We start from the raw sequence: 15,925 nt of genomic DNA on the forward strand, positions 1-15,925 counted from the left end.
CCGCCGGACGCGGGCCTTCTTAGGAGCCGACAATGAAAAAACTGCTCGCTGCTTTCGCCGCTGCCGCAGCCATCTCCGCCCCGCTGGCCCAGGCCGCCGACAGCCTGACCGTCGCCGCCACCCCGGTGCCGCACGCCGAGATCCTCAACTTCGTCAAACCCATCCTGGCCAAGGAAGGGGTCGAGCTGAAGGTCAAGGAATTCACCGACTACGTGCAGCCCAATACCCAGGTCGCCGAGAAGCGCCTGGACGCCAACTTCTTCCAGCACCAGCCGTACCTGGATGAGTTCAACAAGGCCAAGGGCACCAGCCTGGTCGCCGTCACCGGCGTGCACATCGAGCCGCTGGGCGCCTACTCCACCAAGTTCAAGAAGCTCGACGAGCTGCCCTCGGGCGCTACCGTGGTGATCCCCAACGACGCCACCAACGGCGGCCGCGCCCTGCTGCTGCTGGACAAGGCCGGCGTGATCAAGCTGAAGGACAACAAGTCCATCACCGCCACCCCGAAGGACATCGTCGAGAACCCGAAGAACATCAAGGTGCGTGAGCTGGAAGCGGCCACCCTGCCGCGCGTGCTGACCCAGGTCGACCTCGCCCTGATCAACACCAACTACGCCCTGGAAGCCAAGCTGAACCCCACCAAGGACGCGCTGGCCATCGAAGGCTCCGACTCGCCCTACGTGAACATCCTGGTTGCCCGCCCGGACAACAAGGACAGCGCCGCCATGCAGAAGCTGGCCGCCGCCCTGCACAGCCCCGAGGTGAAGCAGTTCATCCTCGAGAAGTACAAGGGCGCCGTCGTTCCGGCGTTCTGATCGCCGACGCAGCTTTACCCCTGAAAAGCCCGGTCGAATGACCGGGCTTTTTCGTTTCCGGCTTCTGGCTTTTGGTTTTTGGCTTTTGGCTTTTGTAGGAGCGAGGGGGACGCCTAGTTCTTGCTCGCGAACCGTGCTCGCCGATGGCAGCGGAGCTGGGCGGGTTCGCGAGCAAGCTCGCTCCTACAGGGTTACGCCGGCCGCTCTATCACGGCGTATTGAGCAATTTTTCACCAACCTTTCCTGCATATTTTCCATGCCGCAAAGGCATCGTTTTTTTGCCGCCACGCGAAAGCCCGCGGCTGGCGTGGCCTGCAGCGATTTGCCAAAAACACATAGCACTGAAAGTTATTTAAATAAGAGAAACAATCACTTCAAGAGCTAAGGCGCTCCGCCAATCATGCAGGTCCGTTTCAAGCGCGACGCAGAGCCGCGCAGACCTGCAAGGAGATCGTTCATGGCTCAACCCCAGCATGCCCTCGCGCCGGATGCGTTCCTGCGCCACGTGCCCGGCGGCGACCTGGTCGATCTCGGCCGCCCGCTGCGCCACGCGCTGGAGCTGGGCCGCCACGTGCCGGCGAAAGCCCGCGCGCTGAGCCGCCGCGAAGGCGTGCTGCTCGGCCTGTTCGCCCTGACATTGCACGGTGCGGTGATCTACTGGCTGAGCCAGCAGCCAACGCCCCAGCTGCCGGAGGTACCGCCACAGGTGCCGCCGATGACCATCGAATTCACCGCGCCGACACCGCCGGTGGTAGAGCCGCCACCGCCCGAACCGATTCCCGAGCCGGTGGTGCAGGAACCGCCGCCCCCGGTGGTGGACGAGAACGCAGTGAAGCCGCCGCCACCCAAGCCAATCCCCAAACCCAAGCCGAAACCGGCTCCCAAGCCCGTGCCCAAGCCGGTCGAGCAACCCACACCGCCGAAGGCCGAAACCCCGCCGCCGCAACCGACACCGCCCGCTCCGCCGGCACCGGCTCCAGCCCCACTGACGCCGCCCTCGGCCAGCGCCGGTTACCTGAAGAACCCGGCGCCGGAATACCCGCCGCTGGCCCAGCGTCGCGGCTGGGAGGGCACCGTTCTGCTGCGCGTGCATGTTCTTGCCAGCGGTAGCCCGAGCGAGATCCAGGTGCAGAAGAGCAGCGGCCGCGACGCCCTGGACGATGCCGCGGTGCGCGCAGTGAAACGCTGGAGCTTCGTCCCCGCCAAGCGCGGCGACGTGGCCCAGGACGGCTGGGTCAGCGTGCCCATCGATTTCAAATTGCATTGATTCAACTTGCCCAGATCAGCCGCACAACAATCGCGGAAGGAGAACACCCATGAGTCTGCCCCTGAACCCCCTGGAATCCGTCGAAGGCGCAGTCATCTGGCTGCTGGTCGGCTTCTCCGTCGTCACCTGGGCGCTGGCCCTGGTGAAAGGCGTCCAGTTCACCCGCCAGAAGTCCCAGGACAAACGCTTCCAGAAGCAGTTCTGGAGCGCCACCAGCCTCGAATCGGCCGGTGACCAGGCCGCCGGCAAGCCCGGCGCCGGCGCCCGTGTGGCCCAGGCCGGCTTTGCCGCCATCCAGGTCCAGGACAACGGCCAGCCGGACCTGGCCCAGTCGATCAACCACCAGGACCGCCTCGAGCGCGCCCTGCGCCAGCAGATCCAGCGCGAGCGCCGCTCCCTGGAATCAGGCCTCGCGGTGCTCGCCTCGATCGGTTCCACCTCGCCCTTCATCGGCCTGTTCGGCACCGTCTGGGGCATCATGGAAGCACTCAAGGGCATCAGCGCAGCTGGCTCGGCGAGCCTGGAAACCGTTGCCGGCCCGATCGGCAGTGCGCTGATCGCCACCGGCGTGGGTATCGCCGTCGCCGTGCCCGCCGTGCTGGTCTACAACTACTTCCTGCGTCGCCTGAAGCTCACCGCGGCCGACCTCGACGATTTCGCCCACGACTTCTACAGCCTCGCGCAGAAGAGCGCCTTCCGCGTCGTCGCCCTGCCCACCGCTGCCCGCAAGCCGGCTGCCGGCGCCAGCGTGAAGGAGGCGAGCTGATATGGCCTTCTCGACCCAGGACAGCGACGAGGTTCTCTCCGAGATCAACGTGACCCCGCTGGTGGACGTGATGCTGGTGCTGCTGGTGGTGTTCATCGTCACCGCCCCCCTGCTGACCAACGCCATCCCGATCAACCTGCCGAAGACCGAGGCGGTCGCCCCGCCGGAGCAGAAGGACCCGCTGGTGGTGAGCATCGACGGCGCCGGCAAATGGTTCATCAACAAGGACGAGATCCAGCCGGACCTGCTGCAAAGCAATCTGGCGGCGGCCAAGGCCAAGGACGCCGAGGTCCGCGTGCAGCTTCAGGCCGACGAAACCGTGAACTACGGCCAGGTGGCCAAGGCCATGGCCTCCATCGAGAAGGCCGGCATTACCAAGCTGGCGGTCATCACCGCGCGCTGAGGGCCCTGTAAGACGCCTGAAACAGAGCGGGTGTAGAAAGGGACCTCCACAACGTACCGAGCTTCAAGGCCGCTCTCCCAATACTCAGGCAGGGGTGAGCGGCCTTTTTTTATTCCCGGCTTCCCGGCACCCCGCGCCGATATTCCCTGATCGCGTAGGAGCAATTGTCTTTCTCGGGAAGCCCACGCCGATGCCTTCCCCCTGCCCTCTCCCAGGGGGAGAGGGAGCCGTCCGTGCCGACTGTTGCCGACGTTTCATCCTGCACCGAACGGTCCCCTCTGCCCTAGGGAGAGGGCCGACCCAAGCGCAGTACTTTCACGTAGGAGCGGACTCTGTCCGCGATCGATTGCCGGCTGCTCGGAGCTGGCCGGTGGCACATCGCGGACAAAGTCCGCTCCTACGCCCTGTCGGTACGAGGCGTGGCCGCCGTTCGTCGTCATCCCCGCCTCGGCAATAAACCTATGCCTTTCAGGCCCTTCCGTACCCGCCGCGGTTCCACTAAGTTGATGACAGTTAGGAGACCTGAGGGGTACCGCATGACATCGTCTCCCGCTTCGGAAGGCCCGTTCTATCCACCGACACTGGGGGTGCCGGAACGCTTCACACCCGCACAGCTGCGCGCCTCGCTCGACATCACCATGAGCGAACATGGCGCCGGCCCGGTGTGGCTGTTCGCCTACGGCTCGCTGATCTGGCGACCGGAGTTCCCGGTGGCCGAAGCGCGCCGCGCGCGGGTGCACGGCTACCACCGCGGGCTGTACCTGTGGTCCCTGACCCACCGCGGCACCCCGGAAGCGCCAGGCCTGGTACTCGGCCTGGATCGCGGCGGCTCCTGCGCAGGCTTCGCCTTCCGCCTGCCGGAAGACCACCTCGACGCCAACCTCTATGCACTCTGGGAACGGGAGATGCCCTACGCCTCCTACCGCCCGGAATGGCTCAACTGCCGCCTCGACGACGGCAGCCGCGTGCGCGCCCTCGGCTTCGTCCTCGAACGCCACCTGCCCAGCTACGCCGGCGCCCTGCCCGACAACATCGTCGAGCATGTGCTGGCCAGCGCCCAGGGCCATTTCGGCAGCACCCGCGACTACGTCGAGCAGACCGCCCGTGCCTTGCGTGAATACGCCATGCCCGACCTCAACCTGGAAGGCATCCTGGCGCGCTGCTGCCCGCTGCGCCGGGCGCAGGAATGACGGCTTATAGCGATTCGTTCAGCTAAAATACTGCATAAGCAAAGAATTTCTTATTCCTTAACGAATATTAAAACCCTCCCTAGAATGCCTTCTCATGACGATTCGAGAGGGCCGCCCCATGCGCAATGAACGCATCCGCTACCTGATCGTGCCGGGCTGGCACGGTTCCGACGACGCTCACTGGCAGAGCCACTGGCAGCGCGCCCTGCCGAACGCCGCGCGGGTACGGCAGCAGGACTGGATCACTCCGCAGCACAACGACTGGGTCGCCGAACTGGATCGCGAAATCCGCCGCGAGGCCGGCCGCGTGGTGCTGATCGGCCACAGCCTGGGGTGCGTCACCGTCGCCTCCTGGGCGGCCCGTGCCGACCGCCGCGCCCTCGCCCGGGTTGCCGGCGCACTGCTGGTCGCCCCGGCCGACGTGGAGCGGGAAACCTGCCACGAGGCGCTGCGCAATTTCGCTCCCATCGCCGCGCAAACGCTGCCGTTCCCGACGGTGCTGGTGGGTTCGGACAACGACGCCGCCTGCAGCCCGCAGCGCGCCATGGCGCTGGGACGCAACTGGGGCGCCGAGACGGTGATCCTGCCCTCCGCCGGGCACATCAACGTGAAATCTGGCCACGGCGCCTGGGAATCGGGCTACCGTCATCTGTATCGCCTGCAGTACCTGATCGACCAGCAATCGCGCCAGCGCGCCTGACCCGGCCCATTTACCGGCAGCAGAGCGCTTGGTGTGACGAGCGCGCCTATCCCCTCTTGGCGCGGATTCGGCTAGGGTGAGGCATAGCCCCACGCCGGAGACCGCCATGCCACCGTTGCACGACCTGTCCGCCGTCGAACTGCTCGCCCTGTACCGCTCGCACCAGCTCTCGCCGGTCGAGTACCTCGAGCACCTGATCGCCCATATCGACCGCTGGGAGCCGCAGCTCTGCGCGCTCTTCGCCTTCGAGCCGCAGCGGGCGATGGAGCAGGCGCGGCGCTCCGAGGCGCGCTGGATCCGCTGCGCGCCGTGCGGCGAACTGGATGGCGTGCCGGTGACCATCAAGGAACTGATCGCCACCACCGGCGACCCGATTCCCCAGGGCAGCGCCGCCACCCTCCTGCAGCCGGCGACCGGCAACGCTCCGCCCGCCGCGCGAATGAACGAGGCCGGCGCGATCCTGCTGGGCAAGACCACCGTGCCGGACTTCGGCATGCTCTCCTCCGGACTTTCCAGCTTCCACAAGCTGGCCCGCAACCCGTGGGACCTGCGCATGAACCCGGGCGGCTCCAGCGCCGGCGCGGCAAGCGCTGCGGCGGCAGGCTACGGACCGCTGCACATTGGCACCGACATCGGCGGCTCGGTGCGCCTGCCGGCCGGCTGGTGCGGGCTGGTCGGCTTCAAGCCAAGCCTCGGGCGCATCCCCATCGATCCCTATTTCACCGGACGCTGTGCGGGACCGATGACCCGCACACTGGATGACGCCGCACTGATGATGAAGCACCTGTCGCGCCCGGACTGGCGCGATGCCACGGCCCTGCCGCCGGCCGAGCTCGACTGGCACATCGACTATGCCGAGGTCCGCGGGCTGCGCATTGGCCTGCAGCTCGACCCCGGCTGCGGCCTGCAACCCGAGCCCGAGGTGTGCGCCGCGGTGACAGCCGCCGCGCGACAGTTCGCCGATGCCGGGGCTGAAATCATCGAGGTTCGGCCGATCCTCGACCGCGAGCTGCTGGAGGGCCTGGACAGGTTCTGGCGCGCGCGCCTGTGGGCCGAGCTGGAAACCCTGCCGGCGGAGCGCCAGGCCAAGGTGCTGCCCTATATCTTCCAGTGGGCCGAGGGCGGCGCGGCGGTCAGCGGCGCGGACGCGGTGCGGGGCTTCAATCGTACCTTCGAGATGCGCCGGCGCGCCGCCGAGCAGTTCCAGCAGATCGACTTCCTGCTTTCACCGACCAACCAGGTCGCCGCCTTCCCGGCCGAATGGGCCTCGCCCACCAACGACCCGGCACGGCCCTTCGAGCACATCGGTTTCACCGTGCCGTGGAACATGTCCGAGCAACCGGCACTCTCACTCAACTGCGGCTTCACCAGCGCCGGCATGCCCATCGGCCTGCAGATCGTCGGCCCGCGGTTCGCCGACGTCGAGGTACTGCGCCTGGGGAAAACCTACGAACACTGGCGCGGCCCCATCAGTCACTGGCCGCAGCCACCAGGAGCCAACTAGGCTCAGACCATCCGCCGAGCACAAGGACCCGATCGCGCGCCCATGCAGTACTCCGCCTACATCGCTCATTTCCTGGTGGTCATCCAGTTGCTGGGGATCATCGCCGCCGTCCATGCCGTGCTGAGCGTGCGTACTGCGCAAGGCGCCATTGCCTGGGCGACGTCGCTGGTATTCATGCCGCTGCTGACGCTGGTGCCCTACCTGGTGTTCGGCCGTAGCCGCTTCGACGCCTACATCGGCGCGCGCCGGCAGGCCAACGAGGAAATGCACCTGGCCGCCGCCGAGCTGGACTGGCGCCCCTGGGTGGAGGAAGCCCTCGCCGCCCGCCAGTACCACGCCTACAAATCGCTCAAGGCCATGGTCGGCCTGGCGCGCATGCCTACGCTGGCGAACAACAAGGTGCGCCTGCTGGTGAACGGCAAGGCCTCGTTCGAGGCGATGTTCGAGGCGATCTCCAGCGCACGGAAAGTGATCCTCGTGCAGTTCTTCATCATCCGCGACGACGCCCTCGGGCAACGTCTCGCGCAGTTGCTGATGGAGCGCGCGGCCAACGGTGTGGATGTGTTCCTGATGTACGACGGCATTGGCAGCCACGCGCTGTCGCGCCGCTATATCGAGCGCCTGCGCCAGGGCGGCGTGCAGGTGCATGCCTTCAGCACCGGCAGCGGCATGATCAACCGCTTCCAGGTGAACTTCCGCAATCACCGCAAGATCGTGGTGGTCGACGGCGTGCGCGGCTTCGTCGGCGGGCACAACGTCGGCGTCGAGTACCTGGGCGAGAAGCCACCGCTGGCGCCCTGGCGCGACACTCACATCGAGCTGCATGGTCCGGCGGTGGCGTGCCTGCAGGAGTGCTTCGCCGAGGACTGGTTCTGGGCCACTCACACGCTGCCGACGCTGATCCTGCCCGATGGCTACGACGACGGCGGCATGCTCTGCCAGGTGGTGCCCAGCGGCCCGGCGGACACCCAGGAAACCTGCTCGCTGTTCTTCGTCGAATCGATCAACGCGGCGGTGGAGCGGGTGTGGATCACCACGCCCTATTTCGTTCCGGACGAAGCCGTCGCCGCCGCCCTGCGCCTGGCGGTGCTGCGCGGCGTTGACGTGCGCATCCTGCTGCCTTCGCGGCCGGATCACCGGACGGTCTACGCCGCCTCCAGCCTCTATGCCCTGGAGGCCGTGCGCGCCGGCGTGCGGGTGTTCCGCTACCAGCCGGGATTCCTGCACCAGAAGGTGATACTGATCGACCACGACAGCGCCGCGGTAGGCAGCGCCAACCTGGACAACCGCTCGTTCCGGCTGAATTTCGAGATCATGGTGATCACCGTCGACGAAGGCTTCGCCCGCGACGTGGAGACCATGCTGGAAGAAGACTTTGCGCAATCGGTGGAGATGACCCTGGACGACCGCAAGCGCGTGCATCGTCTGCAGCAACTGGGGATGCGCGTAGCGCGGCTGGTGTCGCCGATTCTCTGAGAGTCCGGCGCGGGCAATGTTCGCGAGCAAGCTCGCTCCTACAGGCTCATGGTGAGTTCGCTCTTCGTAGGACCGAGGGGGACGCCTAGTCCTTGCTCGCGAATGTTTTTGCCGCACAAAAGAAAACGCCCGGTTCACTCTCGCGAACCGGGCGATTTCTTTCTCTAGCGCGAGGTCATCAGGCTGGCGCGGAGGAGCGGATCAGGTGATCGAAGGCGGAGAGCGACGCCTTGGCGCCTTCGCCGACCGCGATCACGATCTGCTTGTACGGAACGGTGGTCACGTCGCCGGCGGCGAAGATGCCCGGCAGCGAGGTTTCACCGCGGGCGTCGACGATGATCTCGCCGCGCGGGGACAACTCGATGGTGCCCTTGAGCCAGTCGCTGTTGGGCAGCAGGCCGATCTGCACGAAGATGCCTTCCAGGTCGATGGACTTGAACTCTTCCGAGTTGCGGTCCTTGTAGACCAGGCCGGTGACCTTCTGGCCATCGCCTTTCACTTCGCTGGTCAGCGCGCTGGTGATCACATCCACGTTGGGCAGGCTGAACAGCTTGCGTTGCAGCACGGCGTCGGCGCGCAGCTTGCTGTCGAATTCCAGCAGGGTCACGTGGCTGACGATACCGGCCAGGTCGATGGCCGCTTCGACGCCGGAGTTACCGCCGCCGATCACCGCCACACGCTTGCCCTTGAACAGCGGACCGTCGCAGTGCGGGCAGAAGCAAACGCCCTTGGCCTTGTATTCCTTCTCGCCCGGCACGCCCATCTCGCGCCAGCGGGCGCCGGTGGCCAGGATCACCGACTTGGCCTTGAGGCTGCCGCCGCCTTCGAACTGCACTTCGTGCAGGCCGCCGGCAGTCTTCGCCGGAATCAGCGCGCTGGCGCGCTGCAGGTTCATGATGTCGACGTCGTAGTGCTTGACGTGCTCTTCCAGCTGGCGTGCCAGTTTCGGGCCTTCGGTCTCGGTTACCGAGATGAAGTTCTCGATGGCCATGGTGTCCAGCACCTGGCCGCCGAAGCGCTCGGCGGCAACGCCGGTACGGATGCCTTTACGGGCGGCGTAGATCGCCGCCGCAGCGCCGGCCGGGCCACCGCCGACGACCAGTACGTCGAACTCTTCTTTCGCCGAGAGCTTCTCGGCTTCGCGGGCAGCGGCGCCGGTGTCGATCTTGGCGAGGATCTCTTCCACGCCCATGCGGCCCTGGCCGAACACTTCACCGTTGAGGTAGATGCTCGGCACAGCCATGACCTGGCGGCGCTCGACTTCTTCCTGGAACAGCGCGCCGTCGATGGCGACATGGCGGATGTTCGGGTTGAGCACGGCCATCAGGTTCAGCGCCTGGACTACGTCCGGGCAGTTCTGGCAGGACAGCGAGAAGTAGGTTTCGAACTCGAACGAACCCTGGATGCCCTTGATCTGCTCGATCACTTCAGCGTCGAGCTTGGACGGGTGGCCGCCGACCTGCAGCAGTGCCAGTACCAGGGAGGTGAACTCGTGGCCCATGGGGATGCCGGCGAAAGCCAGGCCGATGTTCGCCCCCGGGCGGTTCAGCGAGAAGGACGGTTTGCGCGCGTCGCTGCCATCTTCACGCAGGGTGATCTTGTCGGTCAGGCCGACGATTTCGTGCAGCAGCTCGCTCATCTCGCGGGATTTGTCGCTGTCATCGAGGGACGCGACGATCTCGAATGGCTGCTGGACCTTTTCCAGGTAGGCCTTCAACTGGGTTTTAAGCGTGGCGTCCAACATGATTCAAATCCTCGGAATTTGAGCAAAGGGGTTCCCCGGCAGGCTATTCAGCCCACCCTACGCACGCTTTTGGCTTTGGTAGGGAGGATGCCGGTAGGCATCCTCGGGGTGTTGCCAAACGGCTCGGGAAGCTTTCGTGGGCGGGCGCCCGGTGGTTGCGTGGCGGGAGCCGCCGCGCAACCGCTTCCCGGTCGTTCTTAGATCTTGCCGACCAGGTCCAGGGACGGAGCCAGGGTCTTCTCGCCTTCTTTCCACTTGGCCGGGCAGACTTCACCCGGGTGAGCGGCGGTGTACTGGGCAGCTTTCAGCTTGCGCAGGGTTTCGCCGACGTCACGAGCGATCTCGTTGGAGTGGATTTCGACGGTCTTGATGATGCCTTCCGGGTTGATCACGAAGGTGCCGCGCAGGGCCAGGCCTTCTTCCGGGATGTGTACGCCGAAGGCGTTGGTCAGCTGGTGGGTCGGGTCGCCGATCAGCGGGAACTGGGCTTTACCAACGGCCGGGGAAGTTTCGTGCCACACCTTGTGGGAGAAGTGGGTATCGGTGGTCACGATGTAGACCTCGGTACCGGCCTTCTGGAACTCGGCGTAGTTGTTGGCGGCGTCTTCGATCTCGGTCGGGCAGTTGAAGGTGAAGGCTGCCGGCATGAAGATCAGAACGGACCACTTGCCCTTGAGGGATTCTTCGGTGACTTCGATGAACTTGCCGTTATGGAAAGCGTTGACCTTGAACGGTTGAACGGGGGTGTTGATCAGGGACATTAGGCAATTCCTCAATGAGAGTTTGTCGTTTAATCGAGTGGTCGATCGGTTGAAATTCGACAGGGGCAAGATTATCGCCTGATGACAGAAAAGGCCCATTGATTTAGGGCATCACGAATATTGAGTATCTCTATCGAGATATCTATAAAAGGAAGAAGTTTCCTATCAAGCGAAACGCGGCATCCGATGACTGGCTTGCTCTCGCAAGGCGTCTGCCCAGCGGATTTCCGCCCTTCCCGGGCTATCCGCCAGCGCACGCCGGAACGTCCACCTTCGCCCGGTCGTGCCGCGAGGACAACACCAGTCGCGACGTACGGTACTCGCAACGCTGCTGGTCCGGCGGTTTTTCCTGCCTCACTGGTCAAGCCGGCCCACAAGCCTATGCTTGTGCCTGAGAGCCGTTCGCCACGGCTCCCGACGCCCACGGACAGCCTTCGCGACGCGGCGCAGCCGCACGCATGACGACGAGGACTCCCGATGATCCAGTTCCTGCTCGGCGACGAGAGCGTCCAGGTTGACGGACTCGCACCCGAGACCAGCCTGCTCGATTACCTGCGCATCCACCGCGCGCGTACCGGCACCAAGGAGGGCTGCGCCTCGGGCGACTGTGGCGCCTGTACCGTGGTGCTCGCCGAGCCCGAGGGCGAAGCGCTGCGCTACCGCGCAGTGAATGCCTGTATCACGCTGCTGGGCGCGGTGCACGGCCGCCAGGTGCTGACCGTCGAGCACCTGGGCGAGCCGGGCGTGCTGCATCCGGTGCAGCAGGCAATGGTCGACTGCCACGGGTCGCAGTGCGGCTTCTGCACGCCGGGGATCGTCATGTCGCTGTTCACCTGGCGCCACTCGCCGCCACCGCACGACCGCGAAACGGCGCTCACCGCGCTCTCCGGCAACCTGTGTCGCTGCACCGGCTACCGGCCGATCCTCGAGGCTGCCAAGCAGATAGCCGGGCAAGCGTGCCTCGACAACTTCGAGCAGAACAGCGCCCTGACCGTCGCCCGCCTGCGGGAGATATCCACTGCCGGCACGCTGCGCGACGGCCAGGCTCAGGCCTGGTTGCCCAGCTCGCTCGATGAACTGGACGACTTGCTTCAGCGCTACCCGCAGGCGCGGCTGATCGCCGGCGGCACCGACCTGGCCCTGGAAGCCACACAGAATCTCAAGGCGTTCCCGGCATTGATCCATCTCGACCGGGTCAGTGAACTGCTGCGCCTGGAGGTCCACCCCAGGCACCTGCTGATCGGCGCGGCGCGGGCCTATACCGACTGCCTCGAAGCGCTGCAGGAGTTCCCCGGCGTCGCCGCCCTGCTGGAGCGCCTCGGCTCGCTGCAGATCCGCCAGCGCGGCACTCTTGGCGGTAACATCGCCAACGCCTCGCCTATCGGCGATATGCCACCGGTGCTGCTCGCCCTGGATGCGCGCCTGCGCCTGCGCAGGGCAGGCGCCGTACGCGAGGTCCCCATCGAAGGTTTTTTCAACGGCTACCGCAAGACACTCCTGCAGCCCGGCGAATACATCGAGGCGGTTGTGATCCCGCGCCTGCGCGATAACCAGCGGTTTCGCGTCGACAAGGTGTCCAAGCGCCGCGACGACGATATTTCCGCTGTGTGCCTGGCACTGCGACTCGACCTTGACGACAGCGGCATCGTCATCGACACGCGCCTCGCCTGCGGCGGCATGGCGGCCACTCCGCTGCGGGGCGCGGGGAGCGAAGCGGCCTTGCGCGGCAGGCCTTTCGACGCCGCGGCCGTGGCTGCCGCACAAGCCGCGATCGCGCAGGATTTCCAGCCCATCGACGACCTGCGCGCCAGCGCCGCCTATCGCCTGAAAGTGGCGCAGAACCTGTTGCAGCGCGCACTACTGGAATGGTCCGAATGCCCTGCAGAGGTGCACCATGCGTAGCCTGCCACCGCTGGCCAGCAATGGCGCCGCGGGCGCCATCCACAGCGCGGGCAAGCCGCGCGAGCACGACAGCGCCGCCCTCCACGTGAGCGGCGCCGCGCGCTACGTGGACGACCTGAAGGAGCCGCGCGAACTGCTGCACGCGGCTGTCGGCCTGAGTGAAATCGCCTGCGGCGCCGTGCTGTCCCTTGATCTCGACGCCGTGCGCAGTGCGCCCGGCGTGGTGGCCGTGCTGACCCTGGACGACGTGCCCGGCCACACCGACATCGGGCCGGTGTTCCCCGGTGATCCGCTGCTGGCTGGCGAGCGGGTGAAATACCACGGCCAGGCGCTGTTCGCGGTCGCCGCCGAAAGCCTGATCCAGGCACGCCGAGCGGTGCGTCTGGCAAAGGTTGAGTATGCCAAGGAAGACCCGCTGATCGACCCGCTGCGAGCCAAGGCCGAGGAGCGCTTCGTGCGCCCGCCGCACCACATGCGCCGGGGCGATGCGCAAGCGGCGCTGGAGCAGGCGCCGCAGGTGCTCGAAGCCCGGCAGTTCATCGGCGGCCAGGAGCATTTCTACCTCGAAGGCCAGGCCTCGCTCGCCCTGCCCGGCGACGACGGCGGCATGCTGGTGCACACCTCCAGCCAGCACCCCAGCGAAGTGCAGAAACTGGTGGCCGAGGTACTGGCAATCCCGCTGGCCAAGGTCACCGTGGAAGTGCGCCGCATGGGCGGCGGCTTCGGTGGCAAGGAAACTCAGGCCGCGCCATTCGCCTGCCTCGCCGCATTGCTGGCACACAAGACCGGCCGCGCAGTGAAGCTGCGCCTGCCGCGTGCCGACGACATGCGCCTGACCGGCAAGCGCCACCCCTTCCACAACCACTACCGCATCGGCTTCGACCACGAGGGCCGGCTGCTCGCCGCGCAGCTTGAAGTGGTGGGCGACTGCGGCCATTCGCCGGACCTCTCCGACGCCATCGTCGACCGCGCCATGTTCCATGCCGACAACGCCTACTTCATCCCCGACGTGGCCATCTCCGGCTACCGCAGCTTCACCAACATCGTCTCGCACACCGCCTTCCGCGGCTTCGGCGGGCCGCAGGGGATGATGATCATCGAGCGCGCCATGGACGACATCGCCCGCGCCGTGGGCAAGGACCCGCTCGAGGTGCGCAAGCTCAACCTCTACGGCGGAATGGGGCGCGAGCTGACGCCCTACCACCAGAAGGTCGAGCACAACCTGCTGGGCGAGCTGATCGCGCGCCTGGAGACAAGCAGCGACTACGCCGCGCGCCGCTCGGCGATCCACGACTTCAACGCGCGGAGCCCGGTGCTGAAGAAAGGCCTCGCACTGACCCCGGTGAAGTTCGGTATTTCCTTCACCGCGCAGCACCTCAACCAGGCCGGCGCGCTGATCCACCTCTACACCGACGGCAGTATCCAGCTGAACCACGGCGGCACCGAGATGGGCCAGGGCCTGAACATCAAGGTCGCGCAGATCGTCGCCGAGGAATTCCAGGTGCCGCTGGAGCGTGTGGTGATCACCGCGACGCGTACCGACAAGGTGCCCAATACCTCGCCCACCGCCGCTTCCAGCGGCACCGACCTGAATGGCATGGCCGCTCGCGACGCGGCGCGCACGCTGAAGAAGCGGCTGATCGACTTCCTCGCCGACCGCGATGGCGTGAAGCCGCAGGAGATTCGCTTCGAGCACGGCGGTGTGACGGTCGGGGCGCAGCACCTGGGCTTCACCGAGATCATCCAGGCCGCCTACTTCGCGCGCATCCAGCTATCCGCCACCGGCTTCTACCGCACGCCAAAGATCTTCTATGACCGCGAAAAAGGGCAGGGCCACCCGTTCTTCTACTTCGCCTACGGCGCGGCGGTGTCCGAGGTGACAATCGACACGCTTACCGGCGAGTACCGCGTACTGCGCGTGGACATCCTCCACGACGTCGGCCGCAGCGTGAACCCGGCCATCGACATCGGCCAGATCGAAGGCGGCTTCATCCAGGGCATGGGTTGGCTGACCACCGAGGAGCTGCGCTGGGACGACTCCGGCAAGCTGCTCACGGTGGGGCCGGCGACCTACAAGATCCCGGCGGCGAGCGACGCGCCGGAAGACTTCCGCGTGACGCTGTTCGAGCGCCCCAACGAGGAAGACAGCGTGTACCTCTCCAAGGCGGTGGGCGAGCCACCATTCATGCTGGCGATCTCGGTGTGGTCGGCACTGCGCGACGCCATCGCCAGCCTCGCGGACTACCGCCTGAGTCCCGACCTGGATACGCCGGCGACACCGGAGCGGGTGTTGTGGGCTTGCGAGGCGGTACGCCGTTCGGAGCGGGAGCGCCTTCACCCTAAGCCTCTCCCGCAAGCGGGAGAGGGGACCGATCGGCATACAGCGAACCCGCGAATTCAACCGGAATCCGCGGCAACGGGCGCTCCACTGAGCATGACCGCTGCAGCAGACAACCCCCTCTCCCTCCGAGAAAAGGTTGGGGTGAGGGGAGAACAGCCCACACCGAACTCGAAAGAAGGCCCAGTGCAATGACCACCACCTGGATGGACGCCATCGCCCGCCTACGCGACAGCGCCGAGAGCTACGTGCTGATCACCGTGATCGGCGTGCAGGGCTCCACGCCCCGCGAGTCCGGCAGCAAGATGCTGGTCACTGCCGGGGAAACCTTCGACACCATCGGCGGCGGCCACCTGGAGTTCGCCGCCATCGAGCACGCGCGCCAGCTGCTGCTTGCCGGCAAGGACAGCCAGGCGCTGGAACACTTCCCCCTCGGCGCGCGGCTGGGCCAATGCTGCGGCGGGCGTGCCAGCCTGCTGTTCGAATGCTTCGCCGCGCGCGGACCGCAGGTCGTACTGTTCGGTGCCGGCCATGTCGGCCGCGCCCTCGCACCGCTGTTGGCGGGGCTGCCACTACGCCTGGAATGGGTGGACAGTCGCGCGGCGGAGTTTCCCCAGTCCGTCCCCGAGGGCGTGCGCATGCGCCTGCTGGAAGAGCCGGAAGACGCCGTGCACGAAGCGCCACCGGGCAGTTACTTCCTGGTCATGACCCACAACCACCCGCTGGACTACGCCATCGCCGAGGCCGTGCTCAAGCGCGGCGACGCCGGCTTCCTCGGCATGATCGGCTCGCGCACCAAGGCGCGGCGCTTCCAGATGCGGCTGGAACAGCACGGTTATCCACAGCAGGAGATCGCGCAGATGCATTGCCCCATCGGCCTGGCCGAAGTGCCGGGCAAACGCCCGCTGGAAGTAGCCATCTCGGTCGCCGCCCAGGTGATCGCCCGCTATCACCAGGACGCCCCCGCCCGGCAGACGCGCGAAGGGGTGGAATGGGCGGCGCTGTGTAGCGAAGGCGCGTGCAGCGACGCGCCGGCGGACGCAAAAACCTGACCAGTGG

General features: G+C 66.3%; 13 protein-coding genes. 11 read left to right on the forward strand and 2 right to left on the reverse strand.

Annotated elements, in window-relative coordinates; genetic code table 11:
• Positions 1-32 precede the first annotated feature (32 nt).
• The 8 genes from N5C91_RS07665 to cls all read left to right on the forward strand — a co-directional run bounded on the left by N5C91_RS07665 (position 33) and on the right by cls (position 8,121).
• Positions 33-815, forward strand: coding sequence for a MetQ/NlpA family ABC transporter substrate-binding protein (locus N5C91_RS07665; RefSeq protein WP_236172207.1), 783 nt, complete (start codon positions 33-35; stop codon positions 813-815).
• A gap of 457 nt (positions 816-1,272) precedes the next feature.
• A complete protein-coding gene (locus tag N5C91_RS07670) occupies positions 1,273-2,082 on the forward strand; it encodes an energy transducer TonB (protein ID WP_236172208.1) in 810 nt (269 codons plus the stop codon).
• Positions 2,083-2,131: 49 nt separating this feature from the next.
• Positions 2,132-2,848 carry a MotA/TolQ/ExbB proton channel family protein gene (locus N5C91_RS07675; protein WP_024766993.1) on the forward strand — a complete coding sequence of 239 codons (717 nt, stop codon included), beginning with the start codon at positions 2,132-2,134 and terminating at the stop codon, positions 2,846-2,848.
• A gap of 1 nt (position 2,849) precedes the next feature.
• Positions 2,850-3,251 carry a biopolymer transporter ExbD gene (locus N5C91_RS07680; RefSeq protein WP_024766994.1) on the forward strand — a complete coding sequence of 134 codons (402 nt, stop codon included), beginning with the start codon at positions 2,850-2,852 and terminating at the stop codon, positions 3,249-3,251.
• A gap of 536 nt (positions 3,252-3,787) precedes the next feature.
• Positions 3,788-4,441, forward strand: coding sequence for a gamma-glutamylcyclotransferase (locus tag N5C91_RS07685; protein WP_236172209.1), 654 nt, complete (start codon positions 3,788-3,790; stop codon positions 4,439-4,441).
• A gap of 118 nt (positions 4,442-4,559) precedes the next feature.
• A complete protein-coding gene (locus N5C91_RS07690; RefSeq protein WP_279828788.1) occupies positions 4,560-5,141 on the forward strand; it encodes an alpha/beta hydrolase in 582 nt (193 codons plus the stop codon).
• A gap of 106 nt (positions 5,142-5,247) precedes the next feature.
• Entirely contained in the window at positions 5,248-6,645 is a 1,398-nt protein-coding gene (locus N5C91_RS07695; RefSeq protein ID WP_279828791.1) for an amidase, read from the forward strand.
• Positions 6,646-6,687: 42 nt separating this feature from the next.
• Positions 6,688-8,121, forward strand: coding sequence for a cardiolipin synthase (gene cls, locus N5C91_RS07700; RefSeq protein ID WP_279828792.1), 1,434 nt, complete (start codon positions 6,688-6,690; stop codon positions 8,119-8,121).
• A gap of 178 nt (positions 8,122-8,299) precedes the next feature.
• Here cls and ahpF read toward each other — a convergent pair whose 3' ends face one another.
• Both ahpF and ahpC read right to left on the reverse strand, forming a co-directional pair.
• Entirely contained in the window at positions 8,300-9,865 is a 1,566-nt protein-coding gene (gene ahpF, locus N5C91_RS07705) for an alkyl hydroperoxide reductase subunit F (RefSeq protein ID WP_236201634.1), read from the reverse strand.
• A 197-nt stretch (positions 9,866-10,062) separates the two neighbouring features.
• Entirely contained in the window at positions 10,063-10,626 is a 564-nt protein-coding gene (gene ahpC / locus N5C91_RS07710) for an alkyl hydroperoxide reductase subunit C (RefSeq protein WP_017517843.1), read from the reverse strand.
• A 477-nt stretch (positions 10,627-11,103) separates the two neighbouring features.
• Between ahpC and xdhA the strand changes: the two genes are divergently transcribed.
• Genes xdhA through xdhC form a run of 3 tightly spaced genes read left to right on the forward strand, consistent with a single transcriptional unit; the run spans position 11,104 to position 15,918 of the window.
• A complete protein-coding gene (xdhA, locus tag N5C91_RS07715; protein ID WP_279828797.1) occupies positions 11,104-12,528 on the forward strand; it encodes a xanthine dehydrogenase small subunit in 1,425 nt (474 codons plus the stop codon).
• Positions 12,521-15,061 (forward strand): xanthine dehydrogenase molybdopterin binding subunit, encoded by a 2,541-nt coding sequence (gene xdhB / locus N5C91_RS07720; RefSeq protein WP_279828799.1) that lies wholly within the window; start codon positions 12,521-12,523, stop codon positions 15,059-15,061. Before xdhA ends, xdhB begins: the two co-directional genes overlap by 8 nt.
• A complete protein-coding gene (gene xdhC, locus N5C91_RS07725) occupies positions 15,058-15,918 on the forward strand; it encodes a xanthine dehydrogenase accessory protein XdhC (protein WP_279828800.1) in 861 nt (286 codons plus the stop codon). The genes xdhB and xdhC overlap by 4 nt, the downstream gene beginning before the upstream one ends.
• Positions 15,919-15,925: the final 7 nt, after the last annotated feature.

This window comes from Pseudomonas sp. GD03903, from assembly GCF_029840045.1.
GTDB lineage: Bacteria > Pseudomonadota > Gammaproteobacteria > Pseudomonadales > Pseudomonadaceae > Pseudomonas > Pseudomonas pseudonitroreducens.

Excerpts from the sequence above, each read along its gene's own strand:
- N5C91_RS07690 (WP_279828788.1), top strand. The coding sequence starts at position 4,560 with ATGCGCAATGAACGCATCCGCTACCTGATCGTGCCGGGCTGGCACGGT.
- N5C91_RS07665 (WP_236172207.1), top strand. The coding sequence starts at position 33 with ATGAAAAAACTGCTCGCTGCTTTCGCCGCTGCCGCAGCCATCTCCGCC.
- N5C91_RS07670 (WP_236172208.1), top strand. The coding sequence starts at position 1,273 with ATGGCTCAACCCCAGCATGCCCTCGCGCCGGATGCGTTCCTGCGCCAC.
- N5C91_RS07685 (WP_236172209.1), top strand. The coding sequence starts at position 3,788 with ATGACATCGTCTCCCGCTTCGGAAGGCCCGTTCTATCCACCGACACTG.
- xdhA (WP_279828797.1), top strand. The coding sequence starts at position 11,104 with ATGATCCAGTTCCTGCTCGGCGACGAGAGCGTCCAGGTTGACGGACTC.
- xdhC (WP_279828800.1), top strand. The coding sequence starts at position 15,058 with ATGACCACCACCTGGATGGACGCCATCGCCCGCCTACGCGACAGCGCC.
- N5C91_RS07695 (WP_279828791.1), top strand. The coding sequence starts at position 5,248 with ATGCCACCGTTGCACGACCTGTCCGCCGTCGAACTGCTCGCCCTGTAC.
- cls (WP_279828792.1), top strand. The coding sequence starts at position 6,688 with ATGCAGTACTCCGCCTACATCGCTCATTTCCTGGTGGTCATCCAGTTG.
- N5C91_RS07680 (WP_024766994.1), top strand. The coding sequence starts at position 2,850 with ATGGCCTTCTCGACCCAGGACAGCGACGAGGTTCTCTCCGAGATCAAC.
- ahpF (WP_236201634.1), bottom strand. The coding sequence starts at position 9,865 with ATGTTGGACGCCACGCTTAAAACCCAGTTGAAGGCCTACCTGGAAAAG.
- ahpC (WP_017517843.1), bottom strand. The coding sequence starts at position 10,626 with ATGTCCCTGATCAACACCCCCGTTCAACCGTTCAAGGTCAACGCTTTC.
- N5C91_RS07675 (WP_024766993.1), top strand. The coding sequence starts at position 2,132 with ATGAGTCTGCCCCTGAACCCCCTGGAATCCGTCGAAGGCGCAGTCATC.
- xdhB (WP_279828799.1), top strand. The coding sequence starts at position 12,521 with ATGCGTAGCCTGCCACCGCTGGCCAGCAATGGCGCCGCGGGCGCCATC.